Annotated in this window: 17 protein-coding genes and 3 pseudogenes; 11 read left to right on the plus strand and 9 right to left on the minus strand. The window is 38.9% G+C overall.

Annotation, left to right across the window (positions count from 1 at the left end; all coding sequences use genetic code 11):
* Positions 1-151 precede the first annotated feature (151 nt).
* The 4 genes and pseudogenes from ACLKL2_RS02115 to gcvH all read right to left on the minus strand — a co-directional run bounded on the left by ACLKL2_RS02115 (position 152) and on the right by gcvH (position 5,746).
* Positions 152-811 (minus strand): GntR family transcriptional regulator, encoded by a 660-nt coding sequence (locus tag ACLKL2_RS02115; RefSeq protein WP_413693197.1) that lies wholly within the window; start codon positions 809-811, stop codon positions 152-154.
* A gap of 407 nt (positions 812-1,218) precedes the next feature.
* Entirely contained in the window at positions 1,219-2,097 is an 879-nt protein-coding gene (purU, locus tag ACLKL2_RS02120; RefSeq protein ID WP_413693198.1) for a formyltetrahydrofolate deformylase, read from the minus strand.
* Between the two features lie 225 nt (positions 2,098-2,322).
* Positions 2,323-5,254 (minus strand): annotated as a pseudogene (gene gcvP / locus ACLKL2_RS02125) (aminomethyl-transferring glycine dehydrogenase).
* A gap of 114 nt (positions 5,255-5,368) precedes the next feature.
* Positions 5,369-5,746 (minus strand): glycine cleavage system protein GcvH, encoded by a 378-nt coding sequence (gene gcvH, locus ACLKL2_RS02130; RefSeq protein ID WP_113820242.1) that lies wholly within the window; start codon positions 5,744-5,746, stop codon positions 5,369-5,371.
* A gap of 338 nt (positions 5,747-6,084) precedes the next feature.
* Between gcvH and ACLKL2_RS02135 the strand changes: the two genes are divergently transcribed.
* The 4 genes from ACLKL2_RS02135 to ACLKL2_RS02150 all read left to right on the plus strand — a co-directional run bounded on the left by ACLKL2_RS02135 (position 6,085) and on the right by ACLKL2_RS02150 (position 9,668).
* Entirely contained in the window at positions 6,085-6,705 is a 621-nt protein-coding gene (locus ACLKL2_RS02135) for a helix-turn-helix domain-containing protein (protein WP_113820241.1), read from the plus strand.
* 64 nt (positions 6,706-6,769) lie between these two features.
* A complete protein-coding gene (gene gcvT / locus ACLKL2_RS02140; protein ID WP_413693199.1) occupies positions 6,770-7,888 on the plus strand; it encodes a glycine cleavage system aminomethyltransferase GcvT in 1,119 nt (372 codons plus the stop codon).
* 194 nt (positions 7,889-8,082) lie between these two features.
* Complete coding sequence (locus tag ACLKL2_RS02145) at positions 8,083-8,898, plus strand: PhzF family phenazine biosynthesis protein (protein WP_413693200.1); 816 nt, start codon at positions 8,083-8,085, stop codon at positions 8,896-8,898.
* 47 nt (positions 8,899-8,945) lie between these two features.
* The gene (locus ACLKL2_RS02150) at positions 8,946-9,668 is read left to right on the plus strand and encodes a pseudouridine synthase (protein ID WP_413693201.1); all 723 of its coding nucleotides are present in this window, start codon (positions 8,946-8,948) and stop codon (positions 9,666-9,668) included.
* 1 nt (position 9,669) lies between these two features.
* Here ACLKL2_RS02150 and ACLKL2_RS02155 read toward each other — a convergent pair.
* A pseudogene (locus ACLKL2_RS02155) lies at positions 9,670-10,583 on the minus strand (M14 family metallopeptidase).
* Positions 10,584-10,667: 84 nt separating this feature from the next.
* Between ACLKL2_RS02155 and trhA the strand changes: the two are divergent.
* A pseudogene (trhA, locus tag ACLKL2_RS02160) lies at positions 10,668-11,293 on the plus strand (PAQR family membrane homeostasis protein TrhA).
* 104 nt (positions 11,294-11,397) lie between these two features.
* Here the strand turns inward: trhA and ACLKL2_RS02165 are convergent.
* The 4 genes from ACLKL2_RS02165 to ACLKL2_RS02180 all read right to left on the minus strand — a co-directional run bounded on the left by ACLKL2_RS02165 (position 11,398) and on the right by ACLKL2_RS02180 (position 15,634).
* Positions 11,398-12,234: an ABC transporter ATP-binding protein gene (locus tag ACLKL2_RS02165; protein WP_413693202.1), complete on the minus strand. Its 837-nt coding sequence runs from the start codon at positions 12,232-12,234 to the stop codon at positions 11,398-11,400.
* Between the two features lie 45 nt (positions 12,235-12,279).
* Positions 12,280-13,275 (minus strand): ABC transporter permease, encoded by a 996-nt coding sequence (locus ACLKL2_RS02170; protein ID WP_413693203.1) that lies wholly within the window; start codon positions 13,273-13,275, stop codon positions 12,280-12,282.
* A gap of 116 nt (positions 13,276-13,391) precedes the next feature.
* Positions 13,392-14,777, minus strand: coding sequence for a CmpA/NrtA family ABC transporter substrate-binding protein (locus tag ACLKL2_RS02175; RefSeq protein WP_413693204.1), 1,386 nt, complete (start codon positions 14,775-14,777; stop codon positions 13,392-13,394).
* 227 nt (positions 14,778-15,004) lie between these two features.
* A complete protein-coding gene (locus ACLKL2_RS02180) occupies positions 15,005-15,634 on the minus strand; it encodes an ANTAR domain-containing response regulator (protein ID WP_413693205.1) in 630 nt (209 codons plus the stop codon).
* A 386-nt stretch (positions 15,635-16,020) separates the two neighbouring features.
* On the opposite strand from ACLKL2_RS02180, the gene ACLKL2_RS02185 reads away from it, so the two are divergent.
* From ACLKL2_RS02185 to ACLKL2_RS02210, 6 genes are all read left to right on the plus strand, one after another.
* On the plus strand, positions 16,021-16,275 hold the full coding sequence (locus ACLKL2_RS02185) for a hypothetical protein (RefSeq protein ID WP_413693206.1): 255 nt from the start codon (positions 16,021-16,023) through the stop codon (positions 16,273-16,275).
* Positions 16,276-16,298: 23 nt separating this feature from the next.
* Positions 16,299-17,333 carry an Hsp70 family protein gene (locus ACLKL2_RS02190; RefSeq protein WP_413693207.1) on the plus strand — a complete coding sequence of 345 codons (1,035 nt, stop codon included), beginning with the start codon at positions 16,299-16,301 and terminating at the stop codon, positions 17,331-17,333.
* A 143-nt stretch (positions 17,334-17,476) separates the two neighbouring features.
* The gene (locus tag ACLKL2_RS02195; RefSeq protein WP_413693208.1) at positions 17,477-18,196 is read left to right on the plus strand and encodes a PEP-CTERM sorting domain-containing protein; all 720 of its coding nucleotides are present in this window, start codon (positions 17,477-17,479) and stop codon (positions 18,194-18,196) included.
* A gap of 329 nt (positions 18,197-18,525) precedes the next feature.
* The gene (locus tag ACLKL2_RS02200; protein WP_113820229.1) at positions 18,526-19,527 is read left to right on the plus strand and encodes a DctP family TRAP transporter solute-binding subunit; all 1,002 of its coding nucleotides are present in this window, start codon (positions 18,526-18,528) and stop codon (positions 19,525-19,527) included.
* Positions 19,528-19,607: 80 nt separating this feature from the next.
* On the plus strand, positions 19,608-20,240 hold the full coding sequence (locus ACLKL2_RS02205; RefSeq protein ID WP_413693209.1) for a TRAP transporter small permease: 633 nt from the start codon (positions 19,608-19,610) through the stop codon (positions 20,238-20,240).
* Positions 20,240-21,613 (plus strand): TRAP transporter large permease, encoded by a 1,374-nt coding sequence (locus ACLKL2_RS02210; RefSeq protein ID WP_413693210.1) that lies wholly within the window; start codon positions 20,240-20,242, stop codon positions 21,611-21,613. Before ACLKL2_RS02205 ends, ACLKL2_RS02210 begins: the two co-directional genes overlap by 1 nt.
* Positions 21,614-21,654 lie beyond the last annotated feature (41 nt).

Consider the following 21,654-nt stretch of genomic DNA (forward strand, 5'->3'; position numbering starts at 1 on the left):
GAACCGGATAAGGCATTATCTATAATAAAAAATTGGGCGTCAGAAGTGGTTGAAGGAGTTTAAATTCAAGTGACTGTTCATATTGAGTATCAACAGTCACTACTCTTACAAATTTAGCATAATGTATCTTCTTTTTTAAATGTTAGGTATATTAAAAAATATCTTTAAAATTGATCTGGGTATCGTTTTTTATATTTAGATTAAGAGAGGCTTTTATTATTTCTAGGTGACGGGACATCCATATTTTGGCTTCTTCTTCTTTGTTTTCATCTATTAAATTTAATAATTCATTATGATCACCACACTCGCAGCTCACACTATGTTTTGAACCATACGCAGCAACAACTAAGGAAGATCTAAAACAAAGTTTTTTAATAAAATCCGCTAATAAATCATTTCCAGATAATTTAGCAAGCTCATAATGAAATTGAGCTGTTAATTGTATTGCTTCTGGTAAATTCTTGTTTTTTTCAGCTACCTTTTCTTTTTTTACACTTTTTTTAAATTGGTCCGAATGAGCTTTGTTCCAATTTTTTAAGATATCTGTTATCAATAAAGGTTCGAGCAAAATTCTAGTATTTAAAACTTCATTGGCTTCTTTTTCGCTAGGGCTATTTACATATGCGCCTCTGTTCGTTTTGATAGTAACAAACTGTTCAACAGCCAGGCGCTGAAGCACCTTCCTAATTCCTGTTCTGCTTACACCAAAAACTTCTGAAAGTTTATCTTCTGGAAGTTTGGAACCTGGAGGAAGTTGATGCTCTACAATCGCATTTAATATTTTTTGGTATATTTTTGTATCATTTGACATATCTTTAAATTCACCGCCTCAATCTTGGATTATATTTTAATGCTGAATACTCGTTAAAATCAATATTTAACAAATTAAGGTAATTTTGGATGGGATAATTTTACTGATTAATCTCAATTTATTAGCAAGTTATAATACTCCTAGTAATCTTTTAAAGTAAAGTCTACTGGTTTTACTTTCTTTTTGGAGCTTTTAAATTTGGATTCGTATCAGGGGTCAGGCTAAATTACTCTGTATTTAGATATAATGAAAGTTGAACCATGAGAAATAAGCGATGCTCTCCAGGAAATCTTCTGTTATTTTTTGTAAGAACAATGCTCTAGCCTATTAAAGTAAAGCCCTTTGAATATGATTGTAAAATATCTGCTCAGGTTTGAGCAGATTCTAAATCCACCTTTAAAAAATGATTACTTACCAAATACAACGGTTTTATTACCATGAAGGAAGATACGGTTTTCTATGTGGTAACGCACCGCACGGGATAAAGTTAAGCATTCAATATGGCGGCCTTTTGCCGCTAAATCTTGTGGGTAGTAACTGTGGTCTACGGTATCCACACTTTGGCTGATGATTGGGCCTTCATCTAGATCATCACTCACATAGTGAGCTGTTGCACCTACTAGTTTAATACCGCGATCGTAGGCTTGATAGTAAGGTCTAGCACCTTTAAAACCAGGTAATAATGAATGATGGATATTAATTGCTTTGCCTGACAGTTTTTTAGACATTTCATGTGAGAGTACTTGCATGTAACGTGCTAAAACCACTAGGTCTGCATTACAATCTTGAATGATTTGGTACACTTTTGCTTCTTGATCTGGCTTGGTTTCTTTGGTGATTGGTAAATGGTAATAAGGGATTCCGTGCCAGTCAGCTAGTTCCTCTAAGTCCGGATGATTAGAGATAATCGCTGGAATTTGTATATTAAGATCGCCTGTACGGTAGCGGTAAAGTAAGTCATTTAAACAATGGTCATGCTTTGACACCATGATCACTACTTTAGATTGGTAATCACTTGGTGTAAGTTGCCATTTCATCGCAAACTGTTGTGCGCGTTGTTCAAACTTTTCACTAAATTCAGTTTGGTCGAAATTGGCGTCTGAATCTAACCTAAATTCAACACGAATAAAAAATCTATTTTCCGTGGTATCCACAAATGAGTGAATTTCATTAATGTAGCAGCTTTGTTCAACCAAAAAACGTGTTACAACATCCACTGTGCCTGAGCGGCTAGGGCAGTCTGCAGTGATAACATAAGTGGGTACTATTGATTCTTTATCCTTCATTTTTAACTCCTTAAATTTAGTGTTTTATACTTATAAATAGATGCCTTGATATTGCTTATTTTGCGAAAAGTAGAAATTTAGAACGAGTGAAATCGTCACCTTTAAAAAGATTAATTTTTATTAATTAATGGCTTAAATAACGACACCCGATTAAAGATGTCGTTTGGATGAGATGTGATAAAAACAATATGTTATTATCACACAGTGGCACTGCTAAGTGACTGGTTAGTCTTCCATATAGCTTTCAATACTTGGACAAGAGCAAATTAAATTACGGTCCCCAAATACATTATCTACACGGTTTGAAGCTGGCCAATATTTAGCGCCTTTACTGAATTCAGATGGGAAACACGCAACCTCACGTGAGTAAGTGTGTGTCCATTCTGTTTCCATTAGGTCAACTTGAGTATGAGGTGCATTAACTAGTGGATTGTCTTCTAGTGTGTATTCACCTGATTCGACTTGTTTGATCTCGTTGCGGATTGCGATCATTGCATCACAGAATCTATCTAACTCGGTTAGGTTTTCTGATTCTGTTGGTTCAATCATCAATGTACCAGCAACCGGGAATGACATCGTTGGTGCATGAAAGCCATAATCCATTAGACGTTTTGCGATATCTTCACCAGAAATGCCAGATACTGACTCAATTGGACGAATATCAATAATACATTCATGAGCAACACGACCTTCTTTACCTAGGTATAAAACTGGGTAGTGAGGGCGTAAACGCTCCATTACGTAGTTGGCGTTTAAGATTGCTAGTTTAGTTGCTTGCGTTAAACCTTGTTCGCCCATCATTGCAATATAAGCGTATGAAATAGGCAAGATTGATGCTGAACCTAACTCAGCTGCTGACACTGCATAGTGCTTATTATCTGCAGATTCAGTGACTTCAATGTGTCCTGGTAGGAATGGAATAAGGTGTGCTTTAACACCAATTGGTCCCATACCTGGGCCGCCACCACCGTGTGGAATACAGAATGTTTTATGCAAGTTAAGGTGTGAGACATCAGAGCCGATAAAGCCTGGTGTTGTTATACCAACTTGTGCATTCATGTTAGCGCCGTCTAGGTAAACTTGACCACCAGCTTCATGTACCCAATCACATACTTCTTGAATTGCTTCTTCATATACACCGTGTGTAGAAGGGTAGGTGATCATGATGCACGACAGGTTATCACGATGCTTATCAATTTTAGCTTTAAGGTCAGCGTGGTCGATATTACCTTCATCATCACAGCCAACAACCACAACTTTCATTGATACCATTGCCGCAGATGCAGGGTTAGTGCCGTGAGCTGAACTTGGGATCAAACAAACATTACGATGCGAATCACCGTTACTTTGATGGTAACGTTGAATAGCGATTAAACCCGCATACTCACCCTGTGCACCTGAGTTTGGTTGTAATGACATGCCATCGTAACCAGTTATTTCACACAACATAGCTGATAACTTTTCAGCTAATTCTTGGTAACCAAAGCTTTGCTCTGTTGGTGCAAAAGGGTGCATTTGACCAAATTCAGGCCAAGTAACTGGTAACATTTCAGCTGCTGCATTTAACTTCATGGTACAGCTACCTAGCGGGATCATACCGTGAGTTAATGAGTAATCTTTATTTTCTAGTTTTTTCATGTAGCGCATCATTTGTGTTTCACTATGATGTGCTGAGAAAACTGGGTGTGTTAGGTATTTGCTGGTACGACGACACGCTGTTGGAATAGCTGCAAATTCATCTTGTGCAATGGTTTCGCTAAAGTCACTAACACTTAATGCTTTGCCTGTTATTGCTAGAATTAGGTCTTCTACATCTTTTACTGTAGTGGTTTCATCTAGGCTGATACCCAATTTAATTGGTGTATTATCTGTTGTTGTATTGTCTGCATCATTATTAGGTACTGCAGGGAACTTACGTAAGATTCATCCCTTCTGCTAATGCACGATGATAAATCGCTTTAGTATGCTCATTAGTGTTAATTGTGATCGTATCAAAGAACGCGGTGTTTTCTAGTTCGATACCTTCACTTTGTAAAGCAGCGGCAAGTACGGCTGTGTAGTGGTGTACACGGCGACCAATTTTTAATAAACCTTCAGGACCATGGTAAAGTGCATAAAATGCAGCCATGTTTGCTAATAATGCTTGTGCAGTACAGATGTTAGACATGGCTTTTTCACGGCGAATATGTTGTTCACGTGTTTGCATTGCCATACGTAAGGCTTGTTTGCCTTTGCTGTCTCTTGATACACCAATTACTCGACCAGGCATGGTACGCTTGAATTTGTCACGTGTTGCCATGAAGCCTGCATGTGGACCACCAAAGCCCATTGGTACACCAAAACGTTGTGCACTACCAATCACGACGTCTGCGCCCATTTCACCAGGTGCTTTTAATATAGTTAACGCTAATAGGTCAGAAGCAACGGTAACTAAGGTTTTTTTAGCATGTGCTTTTTCAATAACGTCAGTTAAGTCAGTCACGTTACCAGTGGTGCTTGGGTATTGAAGAATGGCACCAAACACATCATGCTGCTCTAATTCTTCAACACTACCAGTAATAATCTCAAAACCGATATATTCAGCACGAGTGCGGATCACATCAACAGTTTGTGGGTGTAAATCATTGCTCACAAAGAAAGCGTTGCTTTTATTTTTACTCGCACGCTTACTGAGTGTCATTGATTCAGCAGCTGCAGTCGCTTCATCTAAAAGAGAGGCGTTGGCTAAATCCATTGCAGTTAAATCCATCACTGCTTGTTGGTAGTTCAGTAATGATTCTAAACGACCCTGTGAAATCTCTGGTTGGTATGGCGTGTAAGCTGTGTACCAACCAGGGTTTTCTAACACATTACGTAATATTACGTTAGGCGTTAAGGTGTTGTAGTAACCTTGACCGATGAAACTACGGTTAACCACATTCTTTTCTGCGATGGTTTTTAATGACGCCAACATTGCTGATTCACTTTGTGGTTCAGCAAGGTTTATCTTGTCTTTAAGACGGATAGCGGCAGGTACGGTTTGATCAATCAATTGGTCTAAACTGTCTGCACCAATGATTTCCAGCATAGTTTGTTGCTGAGTTGAGTCAGGGCCATTATGGCGTGTTGCAAATTCTTGTTGGTCACTTAATAAGTCAAGTAATGTGTTGGCAGTCATATTCATCCTAAACAGTCGCAGTAAGTTATGTTTAAAAAAAGGCGAGTTCCAATGAAGCCGCCTTAGGTTTACTCTATTTACAGTTATTGCTGAATAAAGAGATAAGCAAGTTGCTTATTCCTCGTTTGCTTCATGGTAAGTTTCACTAGACATTAAGCCATCTAATTCTGCAGCGTCAGATAGTTTAATTTTAACAATCCAACCCGCTGAATAAGGTGACTCATTGATAAGCTCTGGGCTACCTTCAAGCTCTTCATTGATTTCTACTACTTCACCCGTTACTGGAGCGTACAGGTCTGAAGCCGCCTTTACAGACTCTACCAGTGAAAAAGCTTCACCTGCTTCTGCATCATCACCCACTTCTGGTAAATCAACGTAAACCACGTCACCTAATAATTTTTGAGCCTGGTTAGAAATACCCATAGTGATAGTACCGTCACCGTTGTCCAATACCCATTCGTGTGTTTCCGTGAATTTTAAGTTGCTTTCCATAATGATCCCTTAGCTAAAAATGCAGTTTGATTTATAGGTTGCGTCGAAACTCCGCGCAATTTTATGTATTTTTACCATATTAGAAAAAGATATCAATAGTAAATGTTTCCTATAGTGGATTTATTTTCTAGGTTAACAGTTAACCAAGTGGTTAAAATTATGGCTGAAAACACTTATTTACAGGTTAAGCGCTTAATATATGGACATTTGTGTAAATGTTATTAATATAAGTAGAAATAAGTTTCCTAAAGGAAACTTGGTTTTTCACTTTAACTATTATATTTGTAGTAATGTGCTTTCTTTAAAACGATAAGTAAAAGAAAGAGAGGAGGTCGGCCATGACTGATCAACAAGATGTATATCCATCAATGACCATTTCGACAGAGCAATCGACTGAAAACATCGCCCCTATTAAGTTGGGTGAGCGATTAAAAGATATTCGACGCGCATTAGGGTTAACTTTAGAAGAGGCTAGCCAAAAGACTGGCTTAGCCCGTTCGACTCTGTCGAAAATTGAAAATGAACAAATATCACCGACTTTCCAAGCGATGCAAAAGCTGACAACTGGTTTGGATATTAATATTCCGCAATTGTTTGCAACGCCTAAAAAGGTCAACACAACAGGGCGTCGAGATATTACACGTAATGAGTTGGGTAAATCACATCCAACTTTAACCTATGAACATGAGTTATTAGCGACACAGTTATCTAATAAAAAGATGATGCCTTTTAAATCATTGGTACGTGCGCGCAGTTTTGATGATTACAGTGATTGGATACGTCACGACGGTGAAGAGTTTTTATTAGTGTTAAAAGGGGAGATAACTTTCTTCTCTGAATATTATGAACCGGTCAACCTAGTTGAAGGTGATTCAGTTTATTACGACGCTAACATGGGGCATATGCTTGCTTCTGTTAGTGAAGACGATGCGCAAATCCTATGGGTGACTGCATCTTAGAATATTAATCATTAGTTTTATTATAACTGGTTACATACTTAACGTTTGAATGGAGATCTACTCAATGTCTGAACCATTATTAGTTACACCCCTACATGCTTTACATATCGAAATGGGCGCAAAAATGGTGCCATTTGCTGGTTATGATATGCCTGTGCAATATGCTTTAGGTGTGAAGAAAGAGCATTTACACTGTCGCCAATCTGCTGGTTTATTTGATGTTTCACACATGGGACAGCTTCGTTTGAAAGGTGCCAATGCAGCGGCTGGTTTAGAAAAACTAGTACCGGTAGATATTATTGACCTGCCTAATGGTAAACAGCGTTATGCTTTCTTAACGAATGAGCAAGGCGGCATTAGTGATGACTTGATGGTAACTAATTTTGGTGATCACCTATTTGTAGTGGTTAATGCAGCCTGTAAAGCACAAGATATTGCACACTTACAAGCTAATTTGCCTGATGATGTAGAAATAGAAATTATCGAAGACAGAGCGCTGCTTGCTTTACAAGGGCCAAAAGCTGCAGCTGTACTTGGTGAGCTTAATCCAAGCGTTAAAGAAATGAAGTTCATGGATGCTGTTAAAATTGAATTAGTTGGCGTTGAATGTTACGTAAGTCGTTCTGGTTACACTGGTGAAGATGGTTATGAAATTTCAGTACCTGCTGCACAAGCAGAACAACTAGCACGTGAACTGCTTGCAAAAGAAGAAGTAGAGTGGATTGGTTTGGGCGCACGTGACTCTTTACGTTTAGAGTGTGGTTTATGTCTTTACGGACATGACCTTGATGAAACTACAACTCCTGTTGAAGCTAGCTTGTTATGGGGAATTAGCAAAGCACGCCGCAGTGATGGCGAACGTCCAGGTGGATTTATTGGTAGCGATATCATCTTAGATCAAATTGCGACTAAAAATGTTAGCCGTAAGCGTATTGGTTTAGTGGGTCAATCAAAGGCTCCTGTACGTGAAGGTGCGGTATTATTTGATGCTGACGATAATGAAATCGGTGTTGTGACCAGTGGTACCTTTGGTCCAACTTACGGAATGCCAGTGGCTATGGGTTACGTAAAAACTGAAAATGCGGTGCTCGAGTCTGTTGTTTATGCAGCAGTACGTGGTAAAAAACTAGCCATGACAGTGACAAAAATGCCGGTTGTTGCACAAAGCTACTACCGTGGTTAATCCTATCTAGCCTATTGCTAGCAAGCAGTCGTTAGCTTAATCTCTTCTATCAAGCAGGCATCGGCCTGCTTTTTTATTTTAAACGCAATAGATGTTACTTTTCTGTACTGTTTGTTAGTTTTTAAACTGTATCTTTATTAATGACTGCATTTAATATGCACTGTTGCTTTTATATATTCAAAGGAAGAAATCAAATGGAACTGGATATCTATGTGGTTGATGCATTTACCGAACAGCAATTCAAAGGCAATTCAGCGGCAGTCGTACCTTTAGAAAACTGGATTGACGATGACTTGATGCAAAAGATTGCTATCGAAAATAATTTGTCTGAGACGGCGTTCTTTGTTGAAACTAAACAGGGCATTTATGAAATTCGTTGGTTTTCACCATTAACTGAAATAGATTTTTGTGGGCACGCGACTTTAGCGAGTGCATTTGTGCTTTATCATCATTTGGGGATGACGGGTGATATCGAGTTTGTTACCTTAGAAGTGGGTAAATTAACAGTACAACAACTTGATGATCAACGTATTGAAATGAGCTTTCCTAATCAGTCTCCGAAATTATTAGAACAACCACCAACAGCTTTAATAGAAGCTTTATCGATTAAGCCTTTACTGGTTTTAAAAAACCGTCAAGCTTATGTTGTTGTGTTAGCTTCAGTGGATCAAGTATTAAATATAAGTTATAAGTCCGAACTATTAAAAAAGTTAACACCTTTAGATGTAGTTGTTACCGCCAGTAAGCAATCTCAACATTATAAAGACTTAGGACATTATGATTTCATTTCTCGTTATTTTTGGCCTGCCAATGGTGGAGATGAAGACCCTGTTACAGGCTCTATCCATGCGGGGCTCGCACCATATTGGGCGAACGCTTTAAATAAAAAGTCGCTAGTGGCATACCAAGCCTCCAATAGAGGCGGAACTTTATATTGCCAAATACAAGATGATCGCGTTTTAGTCTCTGGTTATGCTGTATTGTATTTGAAAGGGAAGGTAAGCGTTTAAGTGGTGCTACTAAGTGGTAAATAAAAAATTTTTAAAACAGAGGATTAATGCGGTTAGATAAATTTGTTATGAAAAGTACTGACTTCAACAAGCAACAAGCCAAACAGGTTATAGAATCTGGTGAAGTAAGGGTAAATGGAGAAGTTGTGCAAGAAGTCGCGCAGCAAGTGCATGAGAATAACGAGGTGATGTTTGCCAATCAACGTTTGCTAGCAAAGCCGTTTCGTTATTTATTAATGAACAAACCGGCTAATACAATTTGCTCTAATATTGATGAAGTGTACCCATCTGCATTAAATCTATTAACTCAAGACAGACAGATTAATGGGGCAGAAGTAGAAAATGACATTAACCAACGAGATGAACTGCATATTGCAGGTCGTTTAGATGCAGATACCACGGGTTTAATTTTGATAACCGACGATGGCCGTTGGACCTTCAACATTACCTTACCAACTAATTTATGCCCTAAAGTGTATCGAGTGACCTTATCTAAACCGTTTAAGCCTGAATTAATTAACACTTTTAAACAAGGCATTCAATTACAAGGTGAAAAGGCATTAACACAGCCTGCACAAGTGCAAATCATATCTGAACAGCAAGTGCTGTTAACTATTACTGAAGGTAAGTTTCATCAAGTTAAGCGCATGTTTGCAGCAGTGGGTAACCGTGTTATTGGTTTACATCGTGAACAAATAGGACAGGTTAAACTGGATGTGGAGTTAGGACAGTGGCGTTATTTAACACCACTGGAAGTGAACTCTTTCTAAGTTAAGCTAAGATATAATCAATAGCAGCTGTGACCGCACAGACTTGTGCTTTATTACACTCTTCTGCAGTAGCTTTTTCACTGTCTGGGTAGACTTCTGTTGTTGTGGTGTAAGGGGCATTGGTCATGCCTGCACATAAACCCAGTGATTTAACAGCATAGTTAATAATGCCTACTCCTTCCTGTTTTGAACCTATGATTTCACCGTTTTCATCGGCGGGGGCGATATGCGTTACTTTTTTTACTTCTTCAATGATCGCTGTTTGGAAAGCGACTTGTTTATTGTCACTGTCTCCTACTAAATAAAAGCCATCTGGAATGGTACCTGCGACATAATCTTCGCCATCACGAGCGGCTAGCGCAGGTCTAAACTCACTTTCATCTGAATCAGTGGTCTCATGTAGGTCGATATGTAAGGCTATTTCGCCTTCTAAAGAGGCAACAAATTGCATGGCCTTGGCAGCTTCTTCACTGATGCTATTCTCAACAAAAGAACGGTTTGGATCTACGGCGTAGGGATTCCAACGTAAAATATGCTCATAACCCCATGGGCTGATGCAGGGCAAGACAGCGATGTTGCATTGTCCTTGATAATGTTTTGCTTGTTCTTTTAAGAATGCTATCGCACCATGAACACCACTGGTTTCATAACCATGAACACCACCAGTAACTAGCATAATAGGTTTACTGTTATCCCAGTTTGAGGAAGTCAGTGCATAAAGTGGATATAGTGTTGGATTAATGGTTAATTCACCATATTTTGTTAAGGTGAAATCGTCACTTAACGCAGTTAATTCAGTGACCACTTGTTGTAGATATGAACGAGATCTAACGGTTTGATTAAACCATTGTTGTTTCTCTTTGTCTGACCATGGCACCTGGATTGTCCAATGGGGTAAAATGCATTTGCTGTCATATCATTTCCTTGTTGTTATTGTTTGCTGGTATGGCATTTATTGTTAATAAATCATCTTATTAGTTGAAAGTACAGGAGACTTTAATGTATTACGGCGAGAAGTTTAATAGTATTACTCATCTAATTGGCGCTATATTAGCTTTAGTGGGTTTAGGTGCCTTGTTAACCATTGCATTACAGCAGGAACATTGGCGCATTATTGTTGGCTATAGTGTGTTTGGGGCAACGCTGGTGTTGCTTTATACCATGTCCACCCTGTATCACAGTCTGCAACCCGCTAATCTTAAAAAGATATTCCAAACCTTAGATCATGTTTGTATCTATTTGCTGATTGCGGGCACTTATACCCCTTATATGTTGTTATCTTTGCAGGGAGACGATGGTTTATTAATGTTATCCATTGTATGGGGGCTGGCGATCTTTGGTTTAATCATGGATGTGGCTATTAAAAAACGCATTGAATGGTTACAGATCTTAATTTACCTTGCCATGGGATGGGTTTGTGTCTTTAAGTATTCATCCTTAATGCAGGTGATCCCAGGTGGTGGCATTATTTGGTTAACAGTGGGGGGCTAGCTTATACCTTGGGGGTGATTTTCTATGTATTAGATAACCTTAAAAAGCTGCGTCATGCACACGGTATTTGGCATTTGTTTGTTTTAATGGGCTCAATTAGCCACTTTATCTCTATTGCTCTGTATGTAAGGTGATGTCAGGTAATAGTCATGTGTTGATGCAAAAAGAGGGCTGTTAAGCCCTCTGATATATTTATGATTAATAAAGTAACTAAGTGGTGTTAGTTAAGCGGTGTTAGTTAAGCGGTTTTACTTTGTGTCGCACTGGCCACGGTTTTACTTTTGATTGTTTCAACCTTACGTTGTTTTTCATACAAGAAAGTTAATACATCTGATCGTAAACGATTGTAGTGTGGGTCTTTAGACAGACTCAAACGGTCACGAGGACGCTCTAAGTTTACTTCTAATATTTCACCTACCGTTGCACTCGGTCCATTAGTCATCATCACAATTCTATCGGATAATAATACCGCTTCGTCCACATCATGGGTGATCATAATCACGGTGTTATTTAATTCATTTTGAATTTCCATCAGTGAATCTTGCATGTGTGCTCGTGTTAATGCATCCAATGCACCAAATGGTTCATCCATTAGTAACACTTCCGGTTGCATAGCTAATGCGCGAGCAATACCTACACGTTGTTTCATACCACCTGAGATTTCATTAGGGCGTTTGTACATGGCATGATCCATATGCACTAACTTGAGGTTATGCTCAATCCATTCTTTCTTTTCTACTTTACCCATTTTAGAGCCAAATACTTGCTCAACGGCGAGTTCAACATTCTGGTAGGCTGTTAACCAAGGTAATAATGAATGGTTTTGAAAAACAACGGCGCGTTCAGGGCCTGGCTCTGTGACTTCTCTACCACCTAAAATAACACCACCTGTGGTTGCTTGATAAAGTCCTGCAACCACATTTAATACCGTTGATTTACCACAGCCTGAGTGGCCAATTAATGAAACGAACTCACCTTTTTTAATCTTTAAATCAACATCCTTTAGGGCTGTAAAACCGCCCGTTGGTGTTGGGAAAACCATATCGATATGGCTTATATCAAGTAATGTGCTCATTTTTATTCCTTAATTTCTAATGTTGCTAGTGTTAAGCAACGATTATTAAACTGTTGTTGCTGATTTATCCCAAGATGCAAAGCGTTGTAGCTGTAACATGCCTCTATCTAGGATAAAACCGATGAAACCAATCACGATCACGGCGGCCATAATGCGCGCTAATGAATCTGAACTTCCGTTTTGGAATTCATCCCATACAAATTTTCCTAAACCTGGATTTTGAGCAAGCATTTCTGCGGCAATTAATACCATCCATGCCACACCAAAAGATAAACGCATACCGGTGAAGATCATCGGTACCGACGCTGGTAATACGATTTTGCGGATATGAGTTAAAATTGGTAAACGCAACACTCGACTTACATTTTTTAAGTCTTGGTCTAATGAAGAAACACCAATTGATGTGTTAATGACCATAGGCCAAAGGCTACATAGGGTTACTGTGAGTAGTGAGTTAACAAATGATTTAGAGACTAATGGATCGCTTGATACATATAGCGCACTTACTACCATAGTCACCAGTGGCAACCAGGCTAATGGTGAAACGGGTTTAAATATCTGAATAATAGGGTTGATGGCGGAGTTTAGGTTTTTACTTAATCCCATTGCGATACCGAGTGGAATGGCAATAATAGCTGCCAGTAAAAAGCCACTGGTTACGGTAATTAAACTAGTAAATATTTGATCGACAAAAGTCTCTTTACCTGTGTATTTTCTGATTTTAGGGACGTAGGTTGGATCGTCTTCTACTCGTTTGGCATTACGAATCTCTTGACGCTCGTAAAATTTATCAGCTTTTTCTCGTTCGGCGGTGTGTTCATCGTAGAGTGAGCTAAATTGGTTAAGTACCGCATTGGGTCCTGGGAATTCACCCAAAGACGTATGTATATTTTTAGCGGCAATACTCCATAACAATAAAAATACCATAATGCCTAACAATGGTAGGGCGAGTATTCGGGTTGTACTTTTAACAAACTTTTGAATTTTCACGTTTGTTGCCGATGAAATGGCTGATTTGCTACTTACTGAGCTAGTCGTCATGTTAACTGTTCCTTGTTTAACGCTTTATGCTTAGGCTCGCACTGTGAAAGTGGAGCCTAAGTGATATCTACTTAACCCATTAAGGTTAAATAGTTAATTTGAAGACCAGGTTTAAATTAAAGTTTGTCGCTCTTTTTAAGCCCAATTTCAAATGCATCAATGTAAGCGTTTGGTGTATTACCGTCATACACTAAATCATCAATAAAGTGTTGTTGTGGTGCTCGGTAACCTGTTTCAGTGGCAAAGTCAGGGAAGTCTTTTGCATCAGCTACTTTTTCATCAATCAGTGATTGTGCTGCAACTTGATAAATGTCAGGGCGATATACTTTTTTCGCTAAATCCTTATACCATTCATCTGATTTTTGTTCTGAAATTTGTCCCCAACGACGCATTTGTGTTAAGTACCAAATTGCATCTGAGTAGTATGGGTAGGTTGCATTGTGTCTAAAGAATACGTTGAAGTCAGGCACGTCACGTTTGTCACCTTTTTCATATTCAAAGGTTCCCGTCATACTATTTGCAATCACTTCATAATCAGCACCCACGTAGTTAGATTGTGACAAGATCTTCACCGCAGCTGGTCGGTTAGCATTGTCATTTTCATCTAACCACATTGCTGCACGGATTAAGGCGCGGGTTAAGCGGATAGTCGTATTAGGGTACTTTTCTGCAAACTCAGCTGTTAAACCAAATACTTTTTCTGGGTTATTTTTCCAAATTTCGTAATCGGTGACCACTGGCACACCAATCCCTTTAAATACGGCTTGTTGGTTCCAAGGTTCACCTACACAGTAACCATAAATCGTGCCAGCTTCTAAGGTAGATGGCATTTGTGGTGGTGGTGTTACTGATAAGATCGCATCGCCATCAATATGTCCGCTAGTATCCCCTTTATGTGGTGCGTAAAATCCTGGGTGTATGCCACCAGCAGCTAGCCAGTATCGTAATTCATAGTTATGAGTTGAAACCGGGAATACCATACCTAGGTTAAAGGGTTTACCCTCGGCTTTATATGATTCAACAACGGGTTTTAATGCATCAGCTTTAATAGGGTGGACTGGTTTACCATCGGCTTGTTTTGGAATGTTGGGTTTCATCTTCTCCCAAATTTCATTAGAGACGGTGATTGCATTACCATTTAAATCCATTGAAAAAGGGGTGATAATATGTGCTTTAGTACCAAAGCCCATGGTTGCTGCAATTGGTTGACCAGCCAGCATATGTGCGCCGTCTAAACTGCCATCAATTAAACCGTTTAATAATACTTTCCAGTTTGCTTGCGCTTCTATTGTTACGTACAGTCCTTCATCTTCGAAGTAACCATTTTCGTAAGCGATTGCTATGGGAGCCATATCGGTTAATTTAATAAAACCAAATTTAAGTTCCTCTTTTTCTGGGTAGCCAATTTTATCAGCGTGAGAATAAGAGATAACGGTTGCCGAAATAGCGATGCTCAATGCTAGCTTTTTAGCGACAAACTTGACTGGTTTAATCCAACTCATTATAAAAATCCTTTTATTGTATAGTCGTTTTTTATGCAAAAAAAGCGCCCACCAATCACCTAATAAATTAGGTAATTAATGAGCGCCGTTGCTCTTTAAAACATAAACGTCATTGTTTATGCGTTGATAGCCTTTACTATTACTGATAGTAATGGGTATTTCTATTTACCTTGTGTAGTCAGCTTTTATCGCCATTGATAAAAAAGCTTACAGGTAATGTTTAAATATTATTTCACCTTGTGTTCAAGTAACTCAGTCACTTCAATAACACTTTTTGCAACAGTGGCTAATGATTGTCCATTATTCATTGCCATGTTACGTAATAAGGTAAAAGCTTGTTGTTCGGTTACTTGCTTTTCTTGCATGATGTAACCTTTGGCTTTCTCCACTGTTTTTCTATCGGCCAATTGTGTTTTAGTTTTCTTAAGCTCTGCAATTAAAGATTGGCGTTGTTTGAAACGTTCTATTGCTACATCAATCAGGCAAGTCAATCGACTTTCTTGTATTTCACCAACTATATACGCGCTTACTCCGGCTTTTAATGTCGATTGAATCATCTCTCTTGCATCTTGTTTGGCAAAAACTAACACAGGTAATGGTGCTAATTTATCGATGTTGGTGAGCTCTTTTAAAATACGGTCACTAGGTGTGTGTGTATTGATCACCATGATGTCTGCGACGGTATCAGTGCAAGTTGATGAAATAGCTTGTTGGGTATCAATGTGTAAAGAAATAGTATAATTGAGGTGGATGAGGTGATGCTTCAATTCAGACTGGTCGTTAGGCCTGTCTTCAATTAATAACACAGTCAGATTAGGGTGAGAATTGGTTAACGCATCCATTGCTATTACCTCCATTAAAATCCATTTTAACATTTAATTAACAAGGTTGTTCTTGGTAAAACATAGCACGATGAGTGCCATGTTTTAAATTTATATAAATATCAATAAGTTAACCTTTATTCGGTATTTTAGATTCATCTTTTAGCTATTTATTTTGCACCATCGAACAACAAAAATAGCGTTATGCACTAAATAGGGGCGTTACCCATAAAGAATAAGTTACTTGTCTTTTTCGTTTGGTTTTTTATTGCTAATTTTTGTTTTAGGCTTTGGTTCCTGATTGTTGCGTGCTAATTAAGCTAACAGTGACTGTTTATGTTTTTTTAACTGTCATCACCTAGGTATTTATTATGGGATCGGGTAATATCTCGCTCCTTTATTTTTTGTATTTAGGAAATGTTATGAGCGCTGATTTTATTGGAATCGACTTTGGAACAAGTAACTGTGCTGTTGCTGCACTAGTTGATAATTTACCGACTCTCATTGTCGTTGATGAAAACAGTGATAACCCATACAAAATACGTTCTGCTATCTATTTAGCGCATGATGAGTCAGGCGCTGATAGCCATGATGCTAAAGCCAATGAGCAAACACTGAATGATATGTTAGCCGCTGGTGAGATCCTTTTGGAGAGCAAGGTTTTAAAGCCTTTTTAGAAACACCCCATGAAGGGCGCTATGTGAATAGTCCTAAAAACTTCCTAGGGGCGAAAATTCCAAAGCGCCTGCTAGATAGTTTTGAAACCTTAGTAGTGCGTTTCCTCTCTTACTTGAAACAGTGCGCAGAAAAACAATTGTCAAAACAGATCACTAAAGCGGTGATCGCACGTCCTGTTAACTATCATTCCACTATGGGTGAATTAGGAAACCAACAAGCAGAAGCATTAATGTTACGTGCAGCGCATAAAGTTGGTTTTACTGAAGTAGACTTTATCCACGAACCTTTAGCAGCTGCATATCACTTTGAACAAAACGTTAAAAAAGCAACAGATGCTATGGTGGTGGATTTAGGTGGTGGTACATCTGATGTTACCTTCTGTGAACTGAGTCAGGATAAAGCCAATAATCTAGATAGAGATGCAGATATTTTTGCAACAAAAGGGATCAGACAAGGTGGTATTGTGTCTGATAAAGCCTTAGCCGCAGGGATTGTTTCGCCATTGTTTGGTCGTGGTGGAAGAACTGATACTGGAAGAGCGATTCCTAATATGTTGTTCTCCGGTGTTTACGATATCGATAACATTCCGTTAATGGGCGAATTTTTCTCACCTGCACGCGCTAAGTTGATATCCGAGTACATTTTTGAAAGTGAAGACCCTTTACCATTAATGCGATTACAGCGAGTTCAAAAACAACGTTTAACCCACCAATTAATGCACGCTATTGAATCTGCAAAAATAAATTTGAGTGATAAACCACAAACTGAGTTATCGCTTTCGTTTATTGAAAGTACTTTGCAGTTAAACATCGATCGTCAGGAAGTCTCTGAAACTATGGTTAATTGGTTGGATAAGATGTTTGTAATGATTGATGAGGCTATTACAGAAGCAGGTAAAGCCCCTGAAATTATCTATTTAACCGGTGGTATGGGACTTTCTCCTTTAATACAAAGCGCGCTGAAAGAGCGTTATCCTGAGGTCAATATTAATGTTGCTGATGCGTTTAGCTCGGTAGTGTTTGGTGCTTTATTAAAAGCGCAACGATTGTATGCGTAAATGTGATAAATAATCACATTTACCTCAATAATTATTACTAATGGTATATAAGCTTATTACAGCAATGTGTCTATAATTAAGTGTTAAACAAAGAATGAAAAACTTTATCTTGTATGGAACTATAAATTCGTTAAGGAGTAACGATGATTGTTAAACATTGGATGATACTAGCGTCTGCTGTGATAGCGCCATTAGCTTCGGCTACCACTATTACATTTGATGATTTAGACAACGGCACACGTGTTGATGATGAGTATTTGTCAACTTATGGTGTCACTTTTGATGGTGTTAATGTTGACCGAAACAAATCAAATCTAGCCGTTGTATTTGATAGCACATTAGATAATACCGCTGATCCTGATTTAGAGTCGCCTTTTACTAATGTAAACAACCCAAGTCTAGGTGTATCTAACCCAGGTAATATATTAATTATCCACGAAAATCCAAAGTCTTGTGATGCATTCACCTGTAGTAACCCTGATGATGAAGGCAGTCGTCCTGCAGGTTATTTCACTATCGACTTCTCTGAAAGTGTTATTTTAAAAAGTATCGATTTCTTTGATGTTGAATACACTGAAACAAATACTAATACCGCCATCCATTTATATGATGTTAATGGTTTAGAGTTAAATATCGGTGAGTTCTTTACACCAAGTACAGGTGGCGATAATACCTGGGACCGTTTGTACTTTGATGTAGCAGATGTTTCTTCGATAGAGATTAATCTATATGGGTCGGGTGCAATCAGTAATATTGATTTTACTGCGTCAACCACCTCTGTGCCTGAACCAACTACGTTAGCAGTGTTTGCGATGGGGTTAATGGGATTAGTTGGCATAAGACGTCAACAACGTAAAGGTTAATACAAACTCCCAATCTTATTTAAAAGGTCACTTCGGTGGCCTTTTTTATTGCCTAAACTCTTCTTCTATTTTTCAAAACATTAATAATGGTGGGTTCTGACTCATTAACCTAAATATAATGGGTGAAATCCCACCCATTATATTTAGGTTGCTGTTATTTCAAACCTACTCACTTCCCTCTAGCTACCGTCAATACTGGGTCCATGGTTTATTTTAAATGTTGGCTTGTGCTTTGCTATATCTGTTTGATGTTAAAAATATTTGTGATCGGTTCGGTCATAAGCAAAACCCGCGCAGTGATGCGCATCATATGGATATAGGAGCTTCACATGTTTAAAAAAATTACTGTCATTTCTCTTTGTAGCGCAGCTTTGCTGTCAGGTACTCAAGCTTATGCAAACTGTGACCCAGGTGAAATGGTTATTAAGTTTAGTCATGTTACCAATGCAGATAAACACCCTAAAGGCGTTGCTGCTTCATTATTAGAAAAGCGTGTTAATGAAGAGATGAATGGTAAGGCGTGTATGCAAGTGTTTCCAAACTCTACCTTATATGATGATAACCAAGTGCTAGAAGCCTTGTTAAACGGAGATGTGCAGTTAGCTGCACCATCTTTATCTAAATTTGAAAAAATCACTAAGAAATACCGTATTTTTGATCTGCCTTTCCTGTTTGATGATGTGGCTGCCGTAGATCGTTTCCAAAACTCTGATGCAGGAGATAAATTAAAAAATGCCATGAATCGTCGTGGTTTAAAAGGGTTAGAGTTCTGGCATAACGGTATGAAGCAATTGTCGGCGAATAAACCTTTACTAGTGCCTGGAGATGCTAAGGGACTTAAATTCCGTGTACAAGCCTCTGATGTATTAGTGGCTCAATTTGAACAACTAGGTGCAAACCCTCAAAAGATGTCGTTTAAAGAGGTGTACGGTGGTCTACAAACTAAAGTTATTGATGGTCAAGAAAACACATGGTCAAACACCTACGGTAAAAAGTTCTTTGAAGTTCAAGATGGGGTAACTGAAAGTAACCATGGCATCTTAGATTACTTAGTAGTGACTTCTGGCGATTGGTGGGATGGACTACCAGATGATATGCGTAATCAGCTAGCGACTATTTTACAAGAAGTTACAGAAACACGTAACAGTGAGTCAACAGCCGTTAATGAATTGAATAAACAAAACATTATCAAAGCTGGTGGTGTGGTACGCAGTTTAACCCCTGATCAACGCCAACAATGGGTGACAGCTTTGAAACCGGTTTGGAAGAAGTTTGAAAAGGATATTGGTAGCGACTTAATTGAAGCTGCACAGGCCTCTAATAATAAATAACCTGTAAATTGGGCACTCTTATTCATGTCAACAGTAAGAGTGCCGCTTTCCTAAGATTGTCATTAAAGAAGGAGTTGTTAATGGCCAATACACTGTTTACCCGTATAGGGAAAATCACCGACCATATTGAAGAGACATTAATCGCTGCATTTTTAGGGGTAATGACCTTACTGACCTTTGCTAATGTGATTGTCCGTTATGTGTTTAACGACAACATTTTATGGGCATTAGAGTTAACTGTATTTATGTTTGCCTGGATGGTTCTGGTGGGTGCTTCCTATGGCGTTAAAAAGCATTCTCATATTGGTGTGGATGTGGTGATTAATCTGGTGCCTACAGGTTTGAAAAAGGGGTGTGCATTATTGGCAGTTGCTACTTGCTTGTTCTTTTCTATCGCTTTATTGATTGGCTCTTGGAATTATTGGGTACCCTTTATTACTGACCGTGCTTGGTATGAAACGGAAGATATACCAATGCCTGAGATACTGCAGTTTTTATCTGATTGGTTTAATGAAGGCGAGCGCTACGAAAGATTACCTCGATTCATTCCATATTTTGCATTACCACTATCAATGGCATTAATGACTTTTAGGTTTTTACAAATTGCATGGCAAATTATGACTAATACTACGGACCGCATGATTGCGAGCCATGAAGCTGAAGAAAAAATAGATGCTTTGCATGATACGGACGTTAAACAGGAGAAAAGCTAATGGCGATGTTAATGCTATTTATTATGGTGATCATATTGATGGTGATCGGTGTGCCTATTGCTATCTCCTTAGGTGCTTCTAGTATTGTCTTTCTGTTGATTCATTCCGATGCGTCTCTAGCCTCCATTGCGCAAACACTGCTTAATGCCTTTACCGGTCATTACACTTTATTAGCTATTCCGTTTTTTATACTCGCCTCTAGCTTTATGGCAACGGGAGGGGTGGCTAAACGTATTATTCGTTTTGCAATTGCACTGGTTGGCTCATTACGTGGCGGTCTGGCGATGGCGTCTGTGGTGGCATGTATGATGTTTGCTGCCTTGTCAGGTTCTTCTCCTGCGACGGTTGTGGCCATTGGTGGGATTGTGATTGCTGGTATGGTAAAGAATGGTTATACCAAAGAGTTTGCCGCAGGTGTAATTTGTAATGCCGGTACGTTGGGGATTCTTATTCCACCGTCTATTGTCATGGTGGTCTATGCAGCCGCTACCGATGTGTCTGTAGGGCGTATGTTCTTGGGTGGGGTTATACCAGGTTTATTAGCGGGTTTAATGCTAATGTTTGCCATCTACCTTTATGCTCGATACAAAAAAATTCCAGCCCAACCTTTTGTTGGGTGGGGAGAAGTGTTTAATGCAGCTAAAGGCGCAGGCTGGGGATTACTATTAATTGTTATTATTCTCGGTGGTATCTATGGCGGTGTATTCACACCTACTGAAGCAGCTGCTGTGGCAGCGGTGTATGCCTTTGTGATCTCTAACTTTGTATATAAAGATATGGGACCTTTATCGGACAAAGAGCTTGAGCATAAAAAAGCGAAACCCTATTTGTTAAAAGCGATGCATGTCTTTTGTCATGAAGATACCCGTAAGACGTTATACGAAGCCGGTAAATTAACTATTATGTTAATGTTTATCGTTGCCAATGCGTTGATTCTTAAACATGTATTGACGGAAGAGCGTATTCCTCAAATGATCACAGAGTCTATGCTATCAGCAGGACTTGGGCCGATTGAGTTTTTAATAGTGGTTAATCTACTGTTATTAGTTGGTGGGCAATTCATGGAGCCTTCAGGTCTGTTAATTATCGTGGCACCCTTAGTGTTTCCTATTGCTATTGCATTAGGGATTGATCCAATTCACCTTGGGATCATGATGGTGGTGAATATGGAGATAGGGATGATCACGCCACCTGTTGGCTTGAACCTATTTGTGACTGCGGGTGTGGCTAAGCTATCTATGATGAAAGTGGTTAAAGCTTCTCTACCGCTAGTTGGGGTGATGTTTATCTTCTTAATGATAGTGACTTACATTCCTGCTGTCTCTACTTGGTTACCTAATTTGATGATGGGGCCAGAAGTGATCACTAAGTAGCTAGTTTTTTATTAAATAGACCTTATTGAGTGGGTGTAGTA

This window comes from Psychromonas sp. KJ10-2, assembly GCF_047323255.1.
In the GTDB taxonomy this organism is placed as follows: domain Bacteria; phylum Pseudomonadota; class Gammaproteobacteria; order Enterobacterales; family Psychromonadaceae; genus Psychromonas.

Coding starts and splice junctions, on each gene's coding strand:
- ACLKL2_RS02115 (WP_413693197.1), bottom strand. CDS start 811: ATGTCAAATGATACAAAAATATACCAAAAAATATTAAATGCGATTGTA.
- purU (WP_413693198.1), bottom strand. CDS start 2,097: ATGAAGGATAAAGAATCAATAGTACCCACTTATGTTATCACTGCAGAC.
- gcvH (WP_113820242.1), bottom strand. CDS start 5,746: ATGGAAAGCAACTTAAAATTCACGGAAACACACGAATGGGTATTGGAC.
- ACLKL2_RS02135 (WP_113820241.1), top strand. CDS start 6,085: ATGACTGATCAACAAGATGTATATCCATCAATGACCATTTCGACAGAG.
- gcvT (WP_413693199.1), top strand. CDS start 6,770: ATGTCTGAACCATTATTAGTTACACCCCTACATGCTTTACATATCGAA.
- ACLKL2_RS02145 (WP_413693200.1), top strand. CDS start 8,083: ATGGAACTGGATATCTATGTGGTTGATGCATTTACCGAACAGCAATTC.
- ACLKL2_RS02150 (WP_413693201.1), top strand. CDS start 8,946: ATGCGGTTAGATAAATTTGTTATGAAAAGTACTGACTTCAACAAGCAA.
- ACLKL2_RS02165 (WP_413693202.1), bottom strand. CDS start 12,234: ATGAGCACATTACTTGATATAAGCCATATCGATATGGTTTTCCCAACA.
- ACLKL2_RS02170 (WP_413693203.1), bottom strand. CDS start 13,275: ATGACGACTAGCTCAGTAAGTAGCAAATCAGCCATTTCATCGGCAACA.
- ACLKL2_RS02175 (WP_413693204.1), bottom strand. CDS start 14,777: ATGAGTTGGATTAAACCAGTCAAGTTTGTCGCTAAAAAGCTAGCATTG.
- ACLKL2_RS02180 (WP_413693205.1), bottom strand. CDS start 15,634: ATGGAGGTAATAGCAATGGATGCGTTAACCAATTCTCACCCTAATCTG.
- ACLKL2_RS02185 (WP_413693206.1), top strand. CDS start 16,021: ATGAGCGCTGATTTTATTGGAATCGACTTTGGAACAAGTAACTGTGCT.
- ACLKL2_RS02195 (WP_413693208.1), top strand. CDS start 17,477: ATGATTGTTAAACATTGGATGATACTAGCGTCTGCTGTGATAGCGCCA.
- ACLKL2_RS02200 (WP_113820229.1), top strand. CDS start 18,526: ATGTTTAAAAAAATTACTGTCATTTCTCTTTGTAGCGCAGCTTTGCTG.
- ACLKL2_RS02205 (WP_413693209.1), top strand. CDS start 19,608: ATGGCCAATACACTGTTTACCCGTATAGGGAAAATCACCGACCATATT.
- ACLKL2_RS02210 (WP_413693210.1), top strand. CDS start 20,240: ATGGCGATGTTAATGCTATTTATTATGGTGATCATATTGATGGTGATC.